At 36.2% G+C, this 19,497-nt stretch carries 16 protein-coding genes and 1 riboswitch; of the genes, 8 read left to right on the plus strand and 8 right to left on the minus strand.

The annotated features are described in order from the left end of the window. The first annotated feature begins 59 nt into the window (after positions 1–59). The 3 genes from ES711_RS15430 (at position 60) to ES711_RS15440 (ending at position 4,082) form a co-directional block, all read left to right on the plus strand. Positions 60–1,448, plus strand: a complete 1,389-nt coding sequence (locus tag ES711_RS15430) for an FAD-binding oxidoreductase (RefSeq protein ID WP_317129881.1) — start codon at positions 60–62, stop codon at positions 1,446–1,448. Positions 1,449–1,656: 208 nt separating this feature from the next. Then, on the plus strand, positions 1,657–3,360 hold the full coding sequence (locus tag ES711_RS15435) for a tetratricopeptide repeat protein (protein ID WP_170245288.1): 1,704 nt from the start codon (positions 1,657–1,659) through the stop codon (positions 3,358–3,360). Between the two features lie 206 nt (positions 3,361–3,566). After that, positions 3,567–4,082: a hypothetical protein gene (locus ES711_RS15440; RefSeq protein ID WP_146894207.1), complete on the plus strand. Its 516-nt coding sequence runs from the start codon at positions 3,567–3,569 to the stop codon at positions 4,080–4,082. Between the two features lie 86 nt (positions 4,083–4,168). On the opposite strand, the gene ES711_RS15445 is transcribed toward ES711_RS15440, so the two are convergent. The 7 genes from ES711_RS15445 to ES711_RS15475 form a co-directional block, all read right to left on the minus strand. Further along, on the minus strand, positions 4,169–4,975 hold the full coding sequence (locus ES711_RS15445; RefSeq protein ID WP_211363134.1) for a type 1 glutamine amidotransferase domain-containing protein: 807 nt from the start codon (positions 4,973–4,975) through the stop codon (positions 4,169–4,171). Between the two features lie 8 nt (positions 4,976–4,983). Continuing rightward, positions 4,984–6,144, minus strand: coding sequence for an iron-containing alcohol dehydrogenase (locus ES711_RS15450; RefSeq protein WP_146894208.1), 1,161 nt, complete (start codon positions 6,142–6,144; stop codon positions 4,984–4,986). A 25-nt stretch (positions 6,145–6,169) separates the two neighbouring features. After that, positions 6,170–7,168, minus strand: a complete 999-nt coding sequence (locus ES711_RS15455) for an NADP-dependent oxidoreductase (protein WP_146894225.1) — start codon at positions 7,166–7,168, stop codon at positions 6,170–6,172. A gap of 21 nt (positions 7,169–7,189) precedes the next feature. Continuing rightward, positions 7,190–7,771 (minus strand): TetR/AcrR family transcriptional regulator, encoded by a 582-nt coding sequence (locus tag ES711_RS15460; protein WP_146894209.1) that lies wholly within the window; start codon positions 7,769–7,771, stop codon positions 7,190–7,192. 140 nt (positions 7,772–7,911) lie between these two features. Further along, positions 7,912–9,213 carry a Na+/H+ antiporter NhaC family protein gene (locus ES711_RS15465; RefSeq protein WP_146894210.1) on the minus strand — a complete coding sequence of 434 codons (1,302 nt, stop codon included), beginning with the start codon at positions 9,211–9,213 and terminating at the stop codon, positions 7,912–7,914. A 53-nt stretch (positions 9,214–9,266) separates the two neighbouring features. Continuing rightward, positions 9,267–9,364: riboswitch (SAM-I-IV-variant riboswitch) on the minus strand. Between the two features lie 139 nt (positions 9,365–9,503). Continuing rightward, on the minus strand, positions 9,504–10,073 hold the full coding sequence (locus tag ES711_RS15470) for a TetR/AcrR family transcriptional regulator (RefSeq protein ID WP_146894211.1): 570 nt from the start codon (positions 10,071–10,073) through the stop codon (positions 9,504–9,506). Further along, on the minus strand, positions 10,073–10,729 hold the full coding sequence (locus ES711_RS15475) for a transglutaminase-like domain-containing protein (RefSeq protein WP_146894212.1): 657 nt from the start codon (positions 10,727–10,729) through the stop codon (positions 10,073–10,075). Before ES711_RS15475 ends, ES711_RS15470 begins: the two co-directional genes overlap by 1 nt. A gap of 185 nt (positions 10,730–10,914) precedes the next feature. Between ES711_RS15475 and ES711_RS15480 the strand changes: the two genes are divergently transcribed. Genes ES711_RS15480 through ES711_RS15500 form a run of 5 tightly spaced genes read left to right on the plus strand, consistent with a single transcriptional unit; the run spans position 10,915 to position 18,370 of the window. After that, a complete protein-coding gene (locus tag ES711_RS15480; protein WP_146894213.1) occupies positions 10,915–12,114 on the plus strand; it encodes an acetyl-CoA C-acetyltransferase in 1,200 nt (399 codons plus the stop codon). Beyond that, entirely contained in the window at positions 12,107–14,275 is a 2,169-nt protein-coding gene (locus ES711_RS15485) for a 3-hydroxyacyl-CoA dehydrogenase NAD-binding domain-containing protein (protein ID WP_246139218.1), read from the plus strand. Before ES711_RS15480 ends, ES711_RS15485 begins: the two co-directional genes overlap by 8 nt. A gap of 17 nt (positions 14,276–14,292) precedes the next feature. Continuing rightward, positions 14,293–15,498: an acyl-CoA dehydrogenase family protein gene (locus ES711_RS15490; protein ID WP_146894214.1), complete on the plus strand. Its 1,206-nt coding sequence runs from the start codon at positions 14,293–14,295 to the stop codon at positions 15,496–15,498. Between the two features lie 43 nt (positions 15,499–15,541). After that, positions 15,542–16,600 (plus strand): CaiB/BaiF CoA transferase family protein, encoded by a 1,059-nt coding sequence (locus ES711_RS15495; RefSeq protein WP_146894215.1) that lies wholly within the window; start codon positions 15,542–15,544, stop codon positions 16,598–16,600. Positions 16,601–16,618: 18 nt separating this feature from the next. Next, a complete protein-coding gene (locus ES711_RS15500) occupies positions 16,619–18,370 on the plus strand; it encodes an AMP-dependent synthetase/ligase (RefSeq protein WP_146894216.1) in 1,752 nt (583 codons plus the stop codon). Positions 18,371–18,646: 276 nt separating this feature from the next. Here the strand turns inward: ES711_RS15500 and ES711_RS15505 are convergent, their stop codons facing one another. Beyond that, the gene (locus tag ES711_RS15505) at positions 18,647–19,216 is read right to left on the minus strand and encodes a DUF4251 domain-containing protein (protein WP_146894217.1); all 570 of its coding nucleotides are present in this window, start codon (positions 19,214–19,216) and stop codon (positions 18,647–18,649) included. Positions 19,217–19,497: the final 281 nt, after the last annotated feature.

Here is a 19,497-nt window from a genome sequence, read left to right on the forward strand (position 1 = left end):
TTAATCTCATCTACATTTGCTATAAACCAAATAAAATAGTAATAGTTTAAAATCCAAATATGATGAAAACTGCGATAAAAGAAATTTCACCTCAAATAATAAAAGCCTTTGTAGAACAATTAAACGGTCGCGTCATTGTGCCATCAGATGGAAATTATGATGAAACCCGAGAGGTGTATAACGCTATGATCGATAAACGACCTGGACTATTCGCAATGTGTGAAAACGCTGACGATGTCATGGCCGCTGTAAATTTTGGTAGAGTCAACAATCTGTTGGTGGCCATAAGAGGCGGTGGCCATAATGGCGCAGGATTGGGATTATGTACTGACGGATTGGTCATCGATTTATCAGGAATTAAATTTGTGGATGTAGATACTTCCAACAACACCGTTAAAGTAGGGGGTGGTAATATTTGGAACGAAGTTGATCAGGTGACCCATGAGTTTGGCTTAGCAATTCCTTCCGGAATGATTTCTACCACCGGTGTGGGCGGACTTACGCTTGGTGGTGGAATAGGATATTTGACACGAAAATACGGATTGACGATTGATAATTTATTGGAAGCTGAAATGGTATTGGCAGATGGAAAATTTGTAACTGTTAACGCTAAAGAAAATACCGATTTATTTTGGGCTATCCGCGGTGGTGGTGGGAATTTTGGTGTGGTGACCTCCTTTAAATTTCAAGCGCACCCCGTTAAAATGATCATGGGAGGCCCAACCTTATGGCCCATTGAAAAGGTAGAGGAAGTCATGTCGTGGTACAATGGTTTCATTCAAAACGTTTCAGAAGATTTAAATGGGTTTATTGCTACGATGATCATTCCGGAATCGCCATTTCCTGAACATTTACACAATAAAATGTTCTGTGGAATTGTATGGTGTTATGTGGGAAATCCCGATAAATTTGACCAAATATTTAAACCAGTATTAGATCAAAATCCAGTGTTCGCCCATGTTGGAGAAATGCCTTATCCTGCATTACAAACCCTCTTCGATGAGTTATTACCAAAAGGCCTTCAATGGTATTGGAGAGCAGACTTTTTTAATGAATTAGGCCCAGAAGTAAGAGCGCAACATTTAAAATTTGGATCGAAAATACCAACATCTTTATCTCAAATGCATCTATACCCTATATCCGGAGCTGCAAGTAGAGTAGGAGCGGACGAAACGCCATGGGCCTATAGAGATGCCAAGTATGCAGGAGTATATGTTGGCGTAGATCCTGATCCGGCAAATGCAAGTAAAATTACGGATTGGTGTAAAGACTATTATAATGCCTTACATCCTTTTTCTGCCGGTGGTGCGTATTCCAATTTTATGATGGAGGAGGGTGAAGACCGTGTAAAAGCTAGTTATAAACATAATTATGAGCGATTGGTCAAAATCAAACGCGTTTATGATCCTGAAAATCTGTTTAGAGTAAATCAGAATATTAAAGTGTGATGACCTTGTAATATAACTGGCAAGGTGCTCTAAATAGATGATTGAAAGCCCATCAACTGAGCAGTATACGTAATTGTAATATTATTGATTGTCAAAGGTTTAGAGTTTATAAATATTTATCTTTAGAGGTACTAATGTTTATACATCATCTAAGTTGAAACAGTATTATTTATCAATGTTGCTGTGCCTATGGTTTTCAAATGCTCATTTGTGTGCACAGAATGCAGCATTGTCTAGTGATGAGGCATACAATCAATATAAAGCCATCAGTGATTCTATGGCAATTTCATTTCCTGAAGACGATATAAAAACATTTAGGCGTACATCATTTAATGAAACCCAATTGCAAAATTATTTGTCCATGCATTTTAAGCGTATGGACCTCTTAACTCATATTAAAGGACATCATGTTTTTGTACTGAATAGTTATCTGCATTCGGGTAATTGGTTTAAAGACATTGGTTTTCCGAAAGAATCTATTAGATCCTATAAAGCCTTTTTCCGCCATTATAAATTAGTAGAACATGAACTCTCACCGGAAGATCGAAAAGGTTTTAACGTGATGCGGTTTTATGCACACAGTGTTCTTGCTGAAAATTATGCGAATCTTGGCCAATTTGATAGCGCTAAAAAACAGCACCAACTGAATATGGACTTCACCAGAAATCTTGATAATTTATATTATCCTTCAGCCATTAACAATTATGGATTGCTCTTATATTGGCATAAAAAGGAATTGGATTCAGCGCTTCATTATTTTCAAAAAGCGTATCAAATCACGGAATCCAAATTCCCTAAGCATACGTTAATCGGGAGTATTCGCGATAATATTGCAGATGTTTATGTGGAACAAAATCTTCACGAAAAAGCACAACCGCTATATGCACTCAATTTTGATTTTTATAATTCCACGTTCAATGAAGGCACGTTTGAAAAGGATATTCCGCGGTTAATCAGTGCAGGCGCACAATTGGTAACCAGTAACATTCATTTAAACAAGCTAAACGAAGCTGAGCAGGTTTTTAAAGCATTGGAAAAGATTGTGACACATCAGGAAAATTCAAACTTAATAAATCCGCAATCGTACTTAGAATTCTTGAATGCGAAGCAACTTCTATTACAAGAACAACATAAAATTGACGCGGCTTATGCTACTGCAAGGCGCATTAATGCTTATGCAGATAGTATTTATAAAGTTGCGGCCATAACTGATAAGCGTTGGCAAGAGGAGTTTAATGACGTCACTATCGATAGGATTGCGCTTAATTTTAAGATTGATCAATTGGAAAAGGAAGATAAAATTAATAGTCAACGTGGAAAATTAAGATTAATCGGGTTGGTCTCTTCTGTGTTTATATTAATTCTATTGATTTTATTTTTAAGCAGACGCCAACATCTGATCAATGCCAAGAACAAACAATTGCTAGCAGAACAACACTTGGAAAACTCAGCCTTAAAGGTAAAGCAGCTACATTCTGAAATTAAATCTAAAGAACGCGACTTATCAGATTTTGCTATTAGCTTGACCCAAAATCAAGACTGGACCAAACACCTCGCAGAACAGTTGGAAGCGATTAAAACTTCCAATCCTGAAGATCGTGAAGTGCTCTTGGAATCCTTAAATCAGGACATTAAAAATAAAATAAGCTTTGACAGTGATTCTCAAGAATTCTTCGAGCGCTTAGACAAGTTAAGCGATGCGTTCTATAGTAAACTGACGACGCTGTATCCTAACTTAAGCAAAAATGAAATTAGATTGTCTTCTCTAATTCGACTAAAGATTGAAAGTAGAAGTATTGCTACACTTCAAAATATTACAATGGCTTCCCTCAATACAAGTCGTTATCGGCTAAGAAAAAAATTAGATCTTTCTGAAGATGTGGATTTGGATACGTTCATTCAGAATTTGTAATCCGCTATAAAATAGCTATTTAAAATCGAAAATTACCACATGTCTATTAATTGTCTATAGCTTGTGCATCAGCTGTCTATACCAATTTCATAGATTATAAGTCTATCTCTTCTAATTTAGTACTTTCCTAAAATCAGAGTTCATACCTCAAATTTCCTAAGTGTTTATAGCGTCACACATTCGTTTAATTTTAAAACCTTACACTCATGAAAACACGTATCCTCGGTTTAGTATTTTTAGGATTGACCAGCCTTATGTCCGCACAAAATGATTTTGCAATGGTTACACCTGAGTATAGCCACAGCGTAACATCTGAAAAACCCGTTCTAAAAAACGGCCAGTATTTATCTGAAATGACCTTACAATCTGAAGCCGTTCGCGTCACAACATTACAATCGATTGCCGCCAACTATGACATTAGTGCATTGTCTATTTACAATGCGAAGACATCACAAACGTATTCAGTAGTTTTTAAATCGGCTGAGAATTATATTAAAGCCATTTATGATCATGATGGGACCATTACTAAATGTGAAGAGTTTTATGAAAATGTAAGAATGCCCTATGAGCTTAGCAGCGATTTGGCAAAAGAATACCCAGGTTGGGAATTTCATAAAATTCACTACACCATTGATTATGCTGTAAATGAAACACCAATCTTTGTATTTGAGGTCATATTAAAAAAAGGGAAAACAACTAAAAATGTACAAATTACACTATAACCATTTTTTGTGTAAGGTACAGGAAATTAAAAAAGGCTGTCCTATTTATAAGACAGCCTTTTTTGATGTTTAAAATAATTGAAAGATTATTTCAAATTTTCCAATAACTTTTTTGCTACCAATTCCGAAGATGCAGGATTTTGACCTGTAATTAAATTCCCATCTTGAATGGCATAAGCTGCCCAATCTTCTTTTTTAGAATAGATACCACCGTTTTTAGTCAGCATATCTTCCACTAAAAATGGCACGATATCCGTCAATTGAACTGCAGCTTCCTCAGTATTTGTAAAACCAGTTACTTTTTTGCCTTTGACTAATGGATTGCCTTCCGCATCTTTCACGTCTTTTAAAGCCGCAGGTGCATGACATACAAAAGCGATAGGTTTCTTTTGACTGTTAAATTTTTCAATCAGGGTAATTGAAGTTTTATCAGTAGCTAAATCCCATAACGGACCATGACCACCTGGATAAAATACGGCATCAAAATCATCCGGATTCATATCCGCTAATACTTTGGTGTTTGCAATTAATTTCTGCGCTTCGGCATCTTTATCAAAACGCTTCGTCGCTTCTGTAGCAGCATCTGGCGCATCACTAGTAGGGTCGATTGGTGCAGCACCACCTTTTGGCGTGGCGATAGTAATAGTAGCACCTTTGTCTAATAAAGTATAATATGGGTTGGCAAATTCTTCAACCCAAAACCCTGTTTTCTTTCCGGTATCTCCTAATTGATCGTGAGATGTTAATACAAATAAAATGTTCATCTTTTTGTCTTTTTTAATGTCTGTTTGTGCTTCTGAAACGCTTTCAGAAGTTTTTTCGTTTTGACTATCCTTACAACTTGACGCCATAACGATAGTCAAAACAATTGCTAATGATTGTAATAGCTTCATATCTAAAATTAATAAGCCATTTTAACAATCTTCTCAACCTTGTCTGGCGACAGGGTCTGGTGTTCTCCTAATCCTAACCAGCCACGTTCTGTAAAACGTTTCGAAATGGTTTCGGCGGTGCCTTCGTAATCTTTAGTATAATCAGAAAGTTTGGTGTCTATGCCTAATTCGTGGAAAAATGCTACGGTACGTTCAATAGCTGCATAAGCTTTGTCGTCGGTACTGCCTTCAGTGATATTCCATACACGTTCACCATACTGTGCTAATTTTTCTTTTTTAGCTTCAAAATTATACTTGTAATGACTTGGTGCTATGACTGCCAAAGTTCGCGCATGGTCTATTCCGAATAGTGCGGTTAATTCATGGCCCATAGCATGTACTGCCCAATCTGTAGGAACTCCTTTTTGTAGCAGTCCGTTTAAAGCCATTGTACAACTCCACATAAAATCCGCAGCCGCCTTGTAATCTGTAGGATCTTTTAATACTTTTGGAGCTACTTCAATGATGGTTTGTAAAACACTTTCTGCAAAACGATCTTGTAATAGTGCGCCGTTAGGATAGGTCATATACTGTTCTAGCACGTGGGTAAAGGCATCGGTCAATCCGTTGGCCAATTGACGTTGAGGAATCGAACTGATCACCTGAGGATCTAAAATGGAAAACTCCGGAAACAATCCAGGCCCGCCCATGGTACGTTTTTCTTTAGTTTCTGCTCTGGTAATTACGGCTCCCGAATTCATTTCTGAACCTGTTGCTGGCAAAGTCAATACCGTTCCAAAAGGCATGCCTTTTTCAGTTTTGATGCCTTTGCTTAAAATATCCCAAGGGATGTCGCCTTCAAATAGGGCAGCAGCCGATAAAATCTTGGTACCATCAATCACCGAGCCTCCGCCAACAGCGAGTAAATAGGTAATCTCTTCATCCTTAATAATTTTTAAGGCGTCCATCAAAACGGCGTATTCCGGATTGGCAGGGATGCCACCAAATTCAACCACTTTCAGGTTTTTTATAGCGGACTTAACTTGCTCATAAATCCCGTTTTTCTTAATACTGCCGCCACCATAAAGTAGTAATACTTTAGCGTCTTGTGGGATTTCATTTTCTAGTTTTGCTATCGTGTCCTTTCCAAAAATTATTTTGGTTGGGTTTTTAAATTCAAAATTGTTCATTATTTTGTGTCTTTCTTTTAGTTAATTATATTTTGACAATCATTTTCCCCGTGTTTTTACCTTCAAATAAGTCGATAAAAGCTGTTGGGATATTGTCAAAACCTTCTACAACAGTTTCTGTGTAGGTCAATTTGTCTTCAGCCAACCATCCTGATAATTGTTTCATGGTTTCTGGGAATTTTTCAGCATAATTTGAAACGATAAACCCTTGCATGAGCGCGCTCTTTTTGACTAAAAATGGCTGCACACTTAAGCCTTTTGGCAATTCAGTGTTGTTATACGCTGAGATAGCGCCACAGATGACCATTCTTGCAAATTTATTGATGTTAAATAACACGGCATCAGAAATTGTTCCGCCAACGTTATCATAATAAATATCAACACCGTCTGGTGCGGCTTGTTGTATTGCAGCGACCATATTTTCTGTGGTGTTGTAATTGATGCCTGCGTCAAAGCCAAATTTTGATGTTAACATCTCAACCTTTTCGTCCGTGCCTGCAATACCAATAACGCGTAGTCCTAGAATTTTTCCTATTTGACCAACAACGGAACCTACCGCTCCAGCAGCTCCAGAAACCACAAGTGTCTCTCCCGCAACAGGTTTACCTATTTGAGTTAAACCTAAATAAGCGGTCAAGCCGGTCATGCCCAAAATCCCTAGATAGGCACTTAAAGGTGCTTTAGAAGGATCGACTTTTAAAAGTCCTTCACCAGTGCTTACTTGTTGGGTTTTCCAATCGAGCATGCCAGACACGTAATCACCTTCTTTAAATTGCTCGTTTTTGGAAGCAGTCACCTTAGCTATAACACCTGAATGAATTGGTTTGTTAAGCTCAAACGGTGGCACATAAGATTTTGCTTCGCTCATACGACCTCTTAAATAAGGATCAACAGAAACATATAGGGTTTCTAGAAGTAACTCGCCATTAGCAATAGTCAAATTTGTCTCTTCTGTTACAAATTCGAAATCTGCAATTGTAGGCGTTCCTTTTGGTCTGTTTTTTAATAATATAGTCTTCGTCATCATAAATGTCTTTTAAATTTTTTAGTTGTTTTTTATACTGCTCCACGCCAATTGATAGGCATCTTCTAGTTGTGAAGCATCCAATTGAAATGCGCCACGTTTTTGCGCCATCATTAAAAATGACAGCGGATTGATGGCATAGGCGTACAATAAATAGTTGGACATGTTTTTTATCAGCCCTTCTTTTTTACCGCGTTCCCAAAGGTCGAGTAGGGGTTGTAAATGTTTAATCCCTTCCTGTAAAATAGGTTCGTCGATAATTGGGGTGTTATCACATTGTGCCAGAAACATTGCGTTTTCAGAGGCGTTGAGTTTGAAATCAGCTATACGTTTCCAAATCACCTCAAAACCACGTTCTACAGACATATCAGAAGAATAAGTTTCAAAGGCGTAATTGGTGTATTGTGCTTTAACGTCGATATAGGTTTTATTGACCAAGTCTTGCTTATTTTCAAAATACAAATAAATGGTCGCCGGAGAAACGTTGGCCATTTTCGCAATCTTACTCATTGGTGTGGCGTGAAAGCCATTGTTATTCACCAACTCAATAGTGGCCTTAATAAGTGCATTACGTTTGTCTATACTTTTTTGAAGTGTTGCCATGTTTAATTTATTTACAATGCAAATATACAACAAAAATGAATGTTCATTCTTTTTTTAACAAAGTATTATATGTGAATGCTAATTTGGAGGATAACATTAGCGGTAGCGTATCTGCGTTAAATTAATGAATCTGGCGATTATTAACTTTTAGAATTTCTCCTGAGAACAATAAATAGTACTGTTGAAATGAAAAGAAAAAGTAAATACCATGTATTAGAGATTAAATCCACATAGGTCATATGACCCTTGGCGAGACTTAAAATCATTAATACTTGTGCGCCATAGGGTAAGATTCCTTGAGTAATACACGCAAAAATGTCCAATGTAGAGGCCGTCTGTTTATTATCTAAGCTATATTCATCATTGATAGATTTTGCAATAGAGCCCGAAATTATAATAGCAACTGTATTATTGGCTATAGCGAAATTGACGCTTGATACTAATGCCGCAATTCCGAATTGTGCCGATTTTTGATTTCGTATCAAGGTTTTTATTTTAACCAGAATAAATTCGATGCCACCGTTAAAGGCTACCAGCGCTGCCAATCCGCCTGTTAATAAGGAGAGTAAAAATATTTCGGTCATATCAGTAAAACCTGTATAGGCGATGCGGGTAAATTGGATGATAGAGAAATCCCCATAAAATAGACCTAAAATACCGGCCGTAAGTACGCCCAATACTAAAGTGACAAATACATTCACCCCGATTACCGATAACCCTATCACGATTAAGTAAGGCGCGATTTTTAATAGCGAATAGGAATAGGTCACAGATTCAGAAGCATTCGTGTCGAGATGTATGCCTTGGTAGATAAGAATACCAATGGTGACAAGTGCTGCTGGAATGGCTATTTTTATATTCGTCTTAAATTTATCGCTCATTTTAACTCCCAAAGATTGGGTGGAAGCAATGGTGGTATCAGAAATAACCGATAAATTATCGCCAAACATGGCGCCACCCAATAATGCACCACAGAGAATTCCTAGAGAAAAACCGCCCGTATCTGAAAAACCTATGACTATTGGCGCTAAGGCTACAATGGACCCTACAGAAGTTCCGGTTGAAACCGATAAGAAAGCGGCAATAATGAAGACTCCAAAATAAATGTATTGCACATTTATGACATCCATTCCTAAATTAACAATGGTGTCGACACTTCCGGTGGCCTTTGTGACTGCGGCAAATGCACCAGCGAGTAAATAAATTAAGCACATGGTGAGAATTTTAGGATCGCCACAACCTTTTAATAGCGTGTCTATCTTAGAATTTACCGATTGTTTAAACATTAAAAATGCCACAAGAATCCCGGCAATAACTGCAATAGGCGCGGGTAGTGCGTAAAAATCATCTTGAATAATCCCAACACTTAAAAATGTGGTGATGAATACAAAAAAAGGAATTAAAGCTTTAAAACTTGGTGTGATAGGTGATGTAGCTGTCATGAATCTTAGTTTGCAGAATCTCAGCTTGAATATGACAACAAATAATTAGGAATGAGAATAACGTTTTTTCCAAAGTATTTGGCTTATCATATTTAGCACCTTGCTCGTTAATGCAGGTTGCTATCTCTTGATGAGATTCTTGATAATTAAGTGGGCAAAAGTAAGGTTTTTTACTAATAAAACAGAAGAATTTAAATAAATTTTTAGGTTAGATTATTAGAAGAGATAAACGCTATTGGAATGAAGTTATTAGACGTTGCTGAAGTGCATATCAAAAGATATCTCAGCCTTTACTTATTAAATAAATCAATCGTTTTTTCAATCGCTTTATCAAAGTTATCCCAAGACTCTTGAGAAGATAAATCTGTTGTGATAAACTTTTTATTGAATTTAGATAACAGTGTAAAATAAATGTAGCCACCTATCATGAGTTGAAACGCATGATTTAAGGAAGTATCCTTATCTGAAATAGCAAACATTTTAGACATTTCTTTATTGCTATACTTAAATAAATCGTGAGTAGCTTCATTGTTTTCAAGTAATTGCCAGCGCAGAATTTCTTGCGTGAGTTTGTTTTCACGTAGTTCTTGCGTTCCAGCTTTAGCAAAATCTTTGAGAGCTTCTGTGGAATTTATCGCTCTGTCCTGCAATGAAAGCATAGATTTAAAAAAATCTCCTTTTTTTGCCAGATGAAGGAGCAGACCTTCTAATCCACCATAATAACGATAAATAAGTTCCTTAGAAACACCTGCTTTTTTAGCAATAGCATTTATACCTACTGCTTGAGGTCCTTTTTCCTCTAATAGGCTTAAAAAACTTTCATAAATTTTTTCTTCTGTTGCAGCTCTGTCTTTCTTCATTATAATTCATTAAGGTTTAGTACCATTCCCAATTCAATAGTTCTATCTCGTAATAACGGATAAGTTTCCTTCATTAAATCGAGCATATATGGTAAAGGCACGTGGTCAAAAGTACCATAATCTTCCAAATATTCCATAAATTCCGTTGTGCCTGAATTATCATACGCTTGAAACAACGAATCATTTTTCCCATCAAAATCTAAGGGTTGAACGTTCAATTTTTCACATAGCGTTTTATTAAAAGCTGGTGTTGCTTTTAACCATTTGCCATCTAGGTACATTTCAACATAACCATGTGGCACAAGCACGTCGTTACCAAATTTTTCAACAATATCATCTACGGCAATATGATTTTTAACTTTGGCTAATCCTAATCGGGCTGGAATGTTTTTACCGCGCAAAACAGTGATCAATAGGATAGCTTTATCCAAACAATGTCCACTTTTATGTGTGCAAATTTCAGACGCTATCCAATCGGTTTCTTTCAAACTAAAGCGATAAGGATTGTAATGCCAAGCATCCCTAATATAATAATAGGCTTTTAAAGCAAATTCTAACGGCGTTTCCTTTGTACTGCTATCATTTATTTTTTCAATTAGTTTTTGAATAGACGCTGACGAATAGTCAAAATTATAATTGGTTTCTAAATATGTCATATTCGCTTTTTTTTAATGATTTATATGCTGACATCTATAATAATTATCGTCAATTTATAGGATGTTAATAAAATTATAGTGTTTTTATTGACAAATATAATTCTTTAGTCTAAGTTTGTAACCATGTGGTCACATATTTTTTTATTCTATATGTTACCTCTTAGTAATTTTAAAAAATAAAAGGAATGGATGCATATATTTATGATTCTGTAAGAACACCTAGAGGAATCGGCAAAAAAGCAGGAAGCTTATCTCAAGTAAGCCCAGTACAATTAGTAACAACGTTGCTGTCAGCACTGAAAGAACGAAATAATTTAGACACATCGTATGTAGAAGATTTAGTTTTAGGCTGTGTAACACAAGCAGGAGAGCAAGGTGGGAATATTGCAAAAGTTGCTGCACAAGTAGCAAATTATGGCGATCATTTAGCAGCAGTATCTTTAAACCGTTATTGTGCTTCTGGCTTAGAAGCAGTAAATCAAGCAGCTGCTCGAGTAAGATCAGGTTGGTCAGATTTAATTATTGCTGGCGGCGTAGAATCTATGTCGCGAGTGCCTATGGGAATTGACGGTTCTGCTTGGGTTATGGAACCTGATGCTGCTTTCGGTAAGTTTGTACCACAAGGAATTTCGGCCGATTTAATCGCTACCAAATATGGTTATTCACGTAACGACGTGGATAGTTTTGCAGTGGCATCTCAAAATAGAGCCGCTGCTGCTTGGTCTAAAAATGCATTCAAAAAATCCATAATCCCAGTTACTGATATAAATGGTATCGAAATTTTAGCAATAGACGAATATATTCGTGCCAACACTACCATAGAAGCTTTAGGAAAATTAAATCCGTCGTTTGAAAAAATGGGCGAGATGCTATTCAACCAAACGGCTTTAGATACGTATATTGAAATAGAACGGATTAAACATGTACATCATGCTGGTAATTCTTCAGGACTTGTAGATGGTGCGGCATTAATGCTAATTGGTACTAAAGAAATTGGAGAAAAATTAGGACTCACTCCAAGAGCGAAAATTAAAATGGGAAGTATCATAGGTTCCGAACCTTTAATTATGTTGGAAGGTCCAACACCAGCAACTAAAAAAGCATTAAAAAAAGCAGGGATGACAGCTTCAGACATCGATTTATGGGAAGTTAACGAAGCCTTTGCTGTTGTACCAATGCGATTGATGGAAAACATGAAAATTGATCACTCTATTGTAAATGTAAATGGAGGAGCAATCGCAATGGGACATCCATTAGGTGCTACTGGATGTATGATTCTTGGTACTGCTTTAGATGAATTAGAGCAGCAAGATAAAAGCACTGCTTTAGCAACGCTATGTGTTGGTGGAGGAATGGGAACTGCAACTATAATAGAACGTGTTTAAACGCTTAAAAAGAAACATAATGCAACATATAAAATATACAATAGATACAGACGGGATTGCTTTTATTACTTGGGACGTGGCAAACTCGCCAGTGAATATTATGAATGCAGAAACCATTTCAGAATTTTTTGCAACAACCGATAAAGCCATTAAAGACGCTACTGTAAAAGGTATTGTTATCAATTCTGCCAAAAGAGATTTTATTGCTGGAGGTGATTTAAAATGGTTTCTAAATTTTGATGGTTCCAAACAAGATTGCTATGATATGCTCGCAAAAACGCATCAAAGCATGCGGCAAATGGAATTATCATCTAAACCGATAGTCGCTGCAATAAGTGGATTGGCTTTAGGTGGTGGTTTAGAGATTGCCTTGGCCTGTAATCATCGCATTATGCTTAATCATCCAGCAAATAGAATAGGATTGGTAGAATGTTCTGTTGGTTTATTTCCTGGAGCAGGTGGTACACAACGTTTTTTAAGACTTTTAGGTCCCAGAAAAACAATTGAATATATTACTCAATCTCGTAAACTAACAGCAGAGCAAGCCTTAAAAGATACCTTAGTCAATCAAATATGCAGTCCTGAAGACGATATTAACGCATTAGCTAAAGATTGGATATTGAAAAATCCAGAAGTGCAACAACCTTGGGACGATAAGCGCTTTGTAGTGCTTGGAACACCAAATGGAATAGGTCAAGTATCTGGTTTTACGGAGTTTTATTCGGTATCTAATGCCATGGCATATAAAACGACCCATGGTAATTTGCCACATATTAAAAATGTGTTAAGCGCTATTTATCATGGAAGTTCTACAGGAATCGATAAAGCTTTAGAAGTTGAAGCACGTTATTTTGTAAATACCTTGTTCACTAAAGAAACGAAAAATATTATTAGAGCTGCTTTTATTTTTATAGGTGATGCAGCCAAAGGAAAAGCCAAACCAAAAGATTTTGAAAATACGACCTATAAAAAGGTTGGTGTTTTAGGTGCTGGAATGATGGGGGCAGGCATTGCCTATGTTTCTGCAAAAGCTGGATTAGATGTCGTTCTTAAAGATGTTTCTATGGAAGGTGCCGAAAAAGGAAAAAGCTATTCTTCAAAAATAGAACAGGATAAGATTGCAAAAGGACGAAGTACCGAAGACAAATCGAAGCCCTTATTAGATAAAATTCAACCTACAGCTTCAGTTGAAGATTTAAAAGATTGTGACTTAATTATTGAAGCAGTTTTTGAAAATTTAGACCTTAAATATAAGGTCACACAAGAAACCGAAGCAGTGATTGCAGATGCAGTGATTTACGCAAGTAATACCTCTACATTACCTATTACAGCATTGGCAAAAGCATCAAAAAAACCAGAAAAATTTATTGGTTTGCATTTTTTCTCACCAGTGGATAAAATGCCTTTAGTAGAAGTTATCGTGGGAGAAAAAACATCTGATGAAACAGTTGCGGCTGCTATTGACTATGTCACAAAAATTAAAAAAGTACCTATTGTAGTTAATGATGGACGTGGATTCTTTACCTCTCGTGTCTTCGGAAAATTTGTAAACGAAGGTATTAAGATGTTAGCAGAAGGAATTCCACCAGCGGTTATAGAAAATGTAGCCAAGAAAATTGGTATGCCAATTGGTCCTTTAGCTATTTCAGATGAAGTCACTCTAAAATTGATGTTAGATATCATGAACGAAAGTCCTGATTTAACTGAATTTGAAAAGGAATTAAAAGATACCATTGACACTATTGTGAATAAACACGGTAGAGTTAGTAAAAAATCTGGAAAAGGATTTTATGAATATCCAGAAGGCGGAAAGAAATATTTATGGGAAGAATGGCCAACTATTTTTAAACAGCAAACAGATTATGATGAAGAGGAAATTGGTAAACGATTATTATTCGCAATGGTTATAGATTCTTACAAGTGTTTAGATAGTGGTGTATTGCGTGAGCCTAGAGATGCTGATATTGGTTCTATCTTAGGACTTGGTTTCCCAATTTATACAGGTGGTGTCATGTCTTACATCGATTATATTGGTGCTAAGGAATTTAAAGCTTATGCAGATACATTAGCACAAAAATATGGCGAGCGTTTTCAATTACCAGATGCGTTGGTAAAGCGTATTGAAGCAGCAGGAGAGGGAAGAGTATTTTATAAAAACTAATTTTTAAATAACTAATTATGTTACAAAACGTATTATTAGAACGAAAAATATATGCATCAGAAGAACATAAAATGATGCAAGGCATGATTCAAGATTTTATTGCTAATGAGCTTGCGCCTCAAACGGAGGAATGGGAAAAAAAAGGCATGGTAAGTCGTGAAATTTGGAAAAGAGCAGGCGATTTAGGTTTGCTTTGTATCGATATGCCAGAGCAATATGGCGGTTCTGGCCTCGATTTTAGTTATAGTGCTTTATTTATGGAAGAACTAGCAAAAAAGGGAATCAGCGGCCCTGGCTACTCATTGCATTCAGATATTGTAGCACCGTATATCCTAAAATGGGGAACAGATGCTCAAAAAGAGAAATACTTGCCACCTATGGCTACAGGCGAAATGATCACGTCTATTGGAATGACAGAGCCTAACTGTGGTTCAGATTTACAAGCACTTCGGACAACAGCCAAAGACGCAGGAGATCATTATGTAGTTAATGGACAAAAAACATTTATTACTAATGGCTATTTGTCAGATATGTCTATTGTTGCTGTAAAAACAAATTCCGGTACTCCTGAAGAAGGCGTTTCATTATTAATTATGGAAAGTGCAATGGAAGGTTTTGAAAAAGGCGTGCCTTTCAAAAAAATTGGAATGAAAGCACAAGATACTTGTGAGTTGTTTTTTGACAACGTCAAAGTTCCTAAAGAAAACTTGCTAGGTAAAGAAGGCTACGGTTTTAAAATAATGATGACAGAGTTAGCACGTGAGCGATTAACAGTTGCTATAGCAGCGGTCGGGGGTGCACAAGGAGCCATTGAAGATACTATTGAGTATACGTCTGTAAGAACAGCATTTAAGCAACCCATTGCCGGCTTTCAAAACACCCAATTTAAACTAGCGGAAGCTGCAACACTCTTACAAATCCATCAAGCGTTTATAGACCGTTGTACAGAAGATTTAATAGCAGGTAAACTCTCTGCTGAAAGTGCTTCTATGGCAAAATTTTCAGCAACAGATATGCATAGTAAAGTGGTCGATGAATGTCTACAATTATTCGGTGGCTATGGTTATATGTGGGAATATCCTATTGCACGACAATATGCCGATAATAGAGTAGCACGTATTTACGCTGGCACCAATGAAATCATGAAATTAGTAGTGGCTAGAGGCTTGTTTAAAGAGTTATTTGCTCAAATGAAAGCCATGCGTAAGCAACAAAAGAAATAACAGTAGTTGTAAATAGCAGATTTTAAACTTCAATTATAAAATAATGCAAGAATCAAAACCATTACAAGGCATTACTGTATTAGATTTTACCAGATTACTTCCAGGACCTTTAGGCACACATCTATTAAGTCAATTAGGTGCAAAAGTAATTAAGATTGAAAGTCCAAAACGTTTAGATTATACGCGATTTTACGAACCTAAAATTGACGAAAGTTCTGTTATGTTTCATGCTATGAATCATTCAAAAGAACAGCTTATAGTTGATTATGAAACTGAGGAAGGTTATAAAGAAGTTAGTGATTTAATAGCTTCTGCTGATGTGTTGATAGAGCAATTTCGTCCTGGTGCCATGGCAAGTTTCAATTTAGATTTTGAGACTGTAAAGGCAATAAACCCAAACATTGTTTATGTCTCCGTTACAGGCTATGGTCAAACTGGAGCATTACATACCAAAGCAGGTCATGATCTTAATTATTTGGCTACTGCTGGTTTGTTAGATTTAAATAGAGACGCGCAAGGAAAACCTGTTATTCCTGGGTTTCAAATTGCAGATATTGCAGGTGGTTCGTATATGTTAGTATCGGCTTGTACTTCTGGACTCATAGCTCAAAAATTACAGAATAAACCACAGTATGTCGATTTGAGTTTGTTAGATGCAACTATCCCCTTAAACGCTATTGCTCATAGTATGCTTCAAGGTGGCGCTTCATACAAACAAACGCCAATTTTAAGTGGTATGCTTGTTAACTATAATGTATATGAAACTTCCGACGGAAAATGGATTGCGTTGGGTGCTTTAGAAATGAAATTTTGGAACGGCTTCTGTGACCTAGTAGATAAACCAGATTGGAAAAGAACATCGGAACTAGAATTAATCAATGGTGTTTTTCCTAAGAACCATTTAGAAGCACTTTTTAAAACCAAAACGAGAGATGAATGGACAACCTTAAGTGCCAATCATGATACCTGTTTGTCGCCAGTTTTAGAGATAGAAGAAGTAACAGAACATCAACACATAAAAGATCGTAACGTTTTTAATAAGACTACCATTAAAGTTAGCACCATAAAAACGTATGCTTCGCCTTATAAAACTTATAGTTAACCACTGACCATCTGTATTATGCCACAAAACTTAACGCGTTTATTCGATATTCCAGCATATCAATTAAAACATACACCACACGATAAGGCGTTTAATACAAAAACAGGAGGTAATTGGTTGTCTTTGAGCACGCAAGATTACTGTAGTCAAATTGATACTATAAGTACTGCGTTACTAGAATTAGGTGTTCAAGCGGGCGATAAAATTGCTGTAGTAACAGAAATAAACTGTGTGGAATGGCATATTTTAGATATGGCAGTTTTGCAAATTGGGGCAATTAACGTGCCCTTATATGCGACATTGTCTTCAAAAGATTATGAATTTATTTTAAACCATTCCGATTCAAAATTTTGCTTCGTTTCCAATACAGATTTATTTAATAAAGTAAAAGCAATACAACCAAACACGCAAGTAGCTACTATTTTTTCTTTTGATAACACTGTTTGCCTTGACAATTGGGAACATTTGTTAGCTTTAGGTCAGAACGTAAATCATCAAAAAGAACTCGAACAACGAAAGGCAAATGTGTCGCCAAAAGACCTTGCAACCATTGCTTATACTTCCGGAACCACAGGAGTTCCAAAAGGTGTCATGATTGCGCATGAAGAATTATTACATACGGCAACGACGTGTAAGGATCTTATAAATCTTCAAGAGTCCTACCTTCCAATGCTGAGTTATTTACCAATTAGCCATGTTTTTGAGCGACTAGTAACGTATTATTACCAGTACATGGGAATGGAGATTTATTTTGCGGAATCTCTTGAAAGGCTAGTGGATAACTTTCAAGAAGTAAAGCCAGTATTTTTACCTATTGTACCTCGCTTATTAGAAAAAATTTATGATAAGATTATGGCAAAAGGTAATGCGCTTTCAGGTGTAAAGAAAAGTTTGTTTTTCTGGGCAGTAAGACTAGCCGAAAACACTGAAATAGGGCAAAAAAGAGGCTTAAAACACAAAATAGCAGATACATTAATTTATAGTAAATGGCGTGCTATTTTTGGTGGCGATTTACGATTTTTTATATCGGGTTCTGCACCTTTACAAGAACGTTTAATAAAAGTGTTTACTGCGGCAGGATTGCCAATATATGAAGGTTATGGAATGACGGAGTCCTCTGGAGTCATCTCTTTAAATAGCTATAAAAAAGGTGGGGTAAAAGTGGGAACCGTAGGAAAAATAATGCCAGGTTTAGAAGTTAAGATCGCAACAGATGGCGAAATTCTCGTTAAAGGGAAAAATATTCTAAAGGGGTATTACAAAAATGAAGAAAAAACCAATGAAGCTATAAAAGATGGTTTTTTTCATACAGGTGATATCGGCGAAATTTGTAATGATGGATCTCTAAAAATTACGGACCGAAAAAAAGAAATGTTTAAAACTTCTGGCGGCAAATATATTGCTCCAGCAATGATTGAAAATATGATGAAACAGTCGCCATTTATTGAACAGATTATGGTGATTGGCGAAGGCTATAAAATGCCTGCCGCACTCATTCAAGTCAACTATGACTTTGTTAGCGATTGGGCAAAAAAGAACAATCATATCATAACCGATATTACGACCGATAAAACCCATATTGCCCAAATTCAAAAGGATATTGATGTGTATGGTGAAAGTTTAGGGAAGTGGGAGCAAATCAAGAAATTTGAAATCACACCTGAAGCATGGACCATTGAAGCTGGACATTTAACACCGACGATGAAATTGAAACGTAAGGTCATCAAAGAAAAATATCAAGATCTTTTTGTTAAAATATATTTGAGATAATCTTCTATAGGTCTTCATAATATGCATTTGTTGAAAAACGATTGTTTGACGAAAAATTGTTTGATGAAGTTTTGAACCAATAATAACAGAATTTTTAATTATTTACTAATCAGATAACTTTTGATTGATGCTATTGAATCCAATAAAGATAACATTTACATATATAATCATAACTCAAAGCAGATTCAAGCATCAAAACCAACTGACATTAAATATTCATATTTGTTCTATAATTTATATTATGTAAAATAGAATTTTATAGGATATGAAATCCTACTATTCTTTACCATCTTCCAATGCACTTACCCGTCCAGTATATTCTATAGAACTCCTGGTGGTCGACTGGACTCTGATGGTGCTTCTTAAATTTGGATATAAGATAATCATCATATCGTAATGCTCACTGTTGCGATATTTATCGTCAATCTTAAAACGAATCTCTACAGCGTGTTTTTGATCATCATGCATCACTTGAAAATCTTTAGGCACATCATCAAATTCAATGCTGGTTTTATTATTGTTATAACCACCGCCAAAATGCTGTTCCCCAAAAAAAGGTAAATAACCGCTGATACTGTCTCCTTTGATTGTCAATCTGTTAGCATTCGCGCTAATATCAATATTATTCGCGCTGTTACCCGGACCTAAAATCCGAGAGTTGGCCACGCGGCTAAACGCTGCCGAGGCAAATGGTGAGGCCCTGTTAGAGACAATTTCAAATGTTTGGGAGTCTACTAAATCCTTCAAATTCTGATACGCCTGATTATCCCGTGCCGTGAATTCTTTGGAAGAACCACAACCAATGAACACAAAGATTAACGCACTATAAAGAATTAGGTTTTTCATAGTTACTAATTTACGAATTTTGGATTAGAGTTGTATCAGATGATTAGAGAAAAGTTTTTGACACGAATTTCACGAATTTCACGAATTTTTCTTCTGTTGTACTCTGTGTAACCACTCTTAGATGATAGAAAAGAGAATAGAGAGAGGAGAAAAATGTAAGTCCCTGATATAGGTTGACCACTTTAATCAAAGTGTAAACTTATGAAAGCAAATTTAAAAACCTTAAAAAAGCACCGTATTTATTCGGAAGAATTTAAGCTCCAGATTGTTCATGATTTCGA

Origin of the sequence: Gelidibacter salicanalis, from assembly GCF_007997285.1 — a bacterium.
In the GTDB taxonomy this organism is placed as follows: domain Bacteria; phylum Bacteroidota; class Bacteroidia; order Flavobacteriales; family Flavobacteriaceae; genus Gelidibacter; species Gelidibacter salicanalis.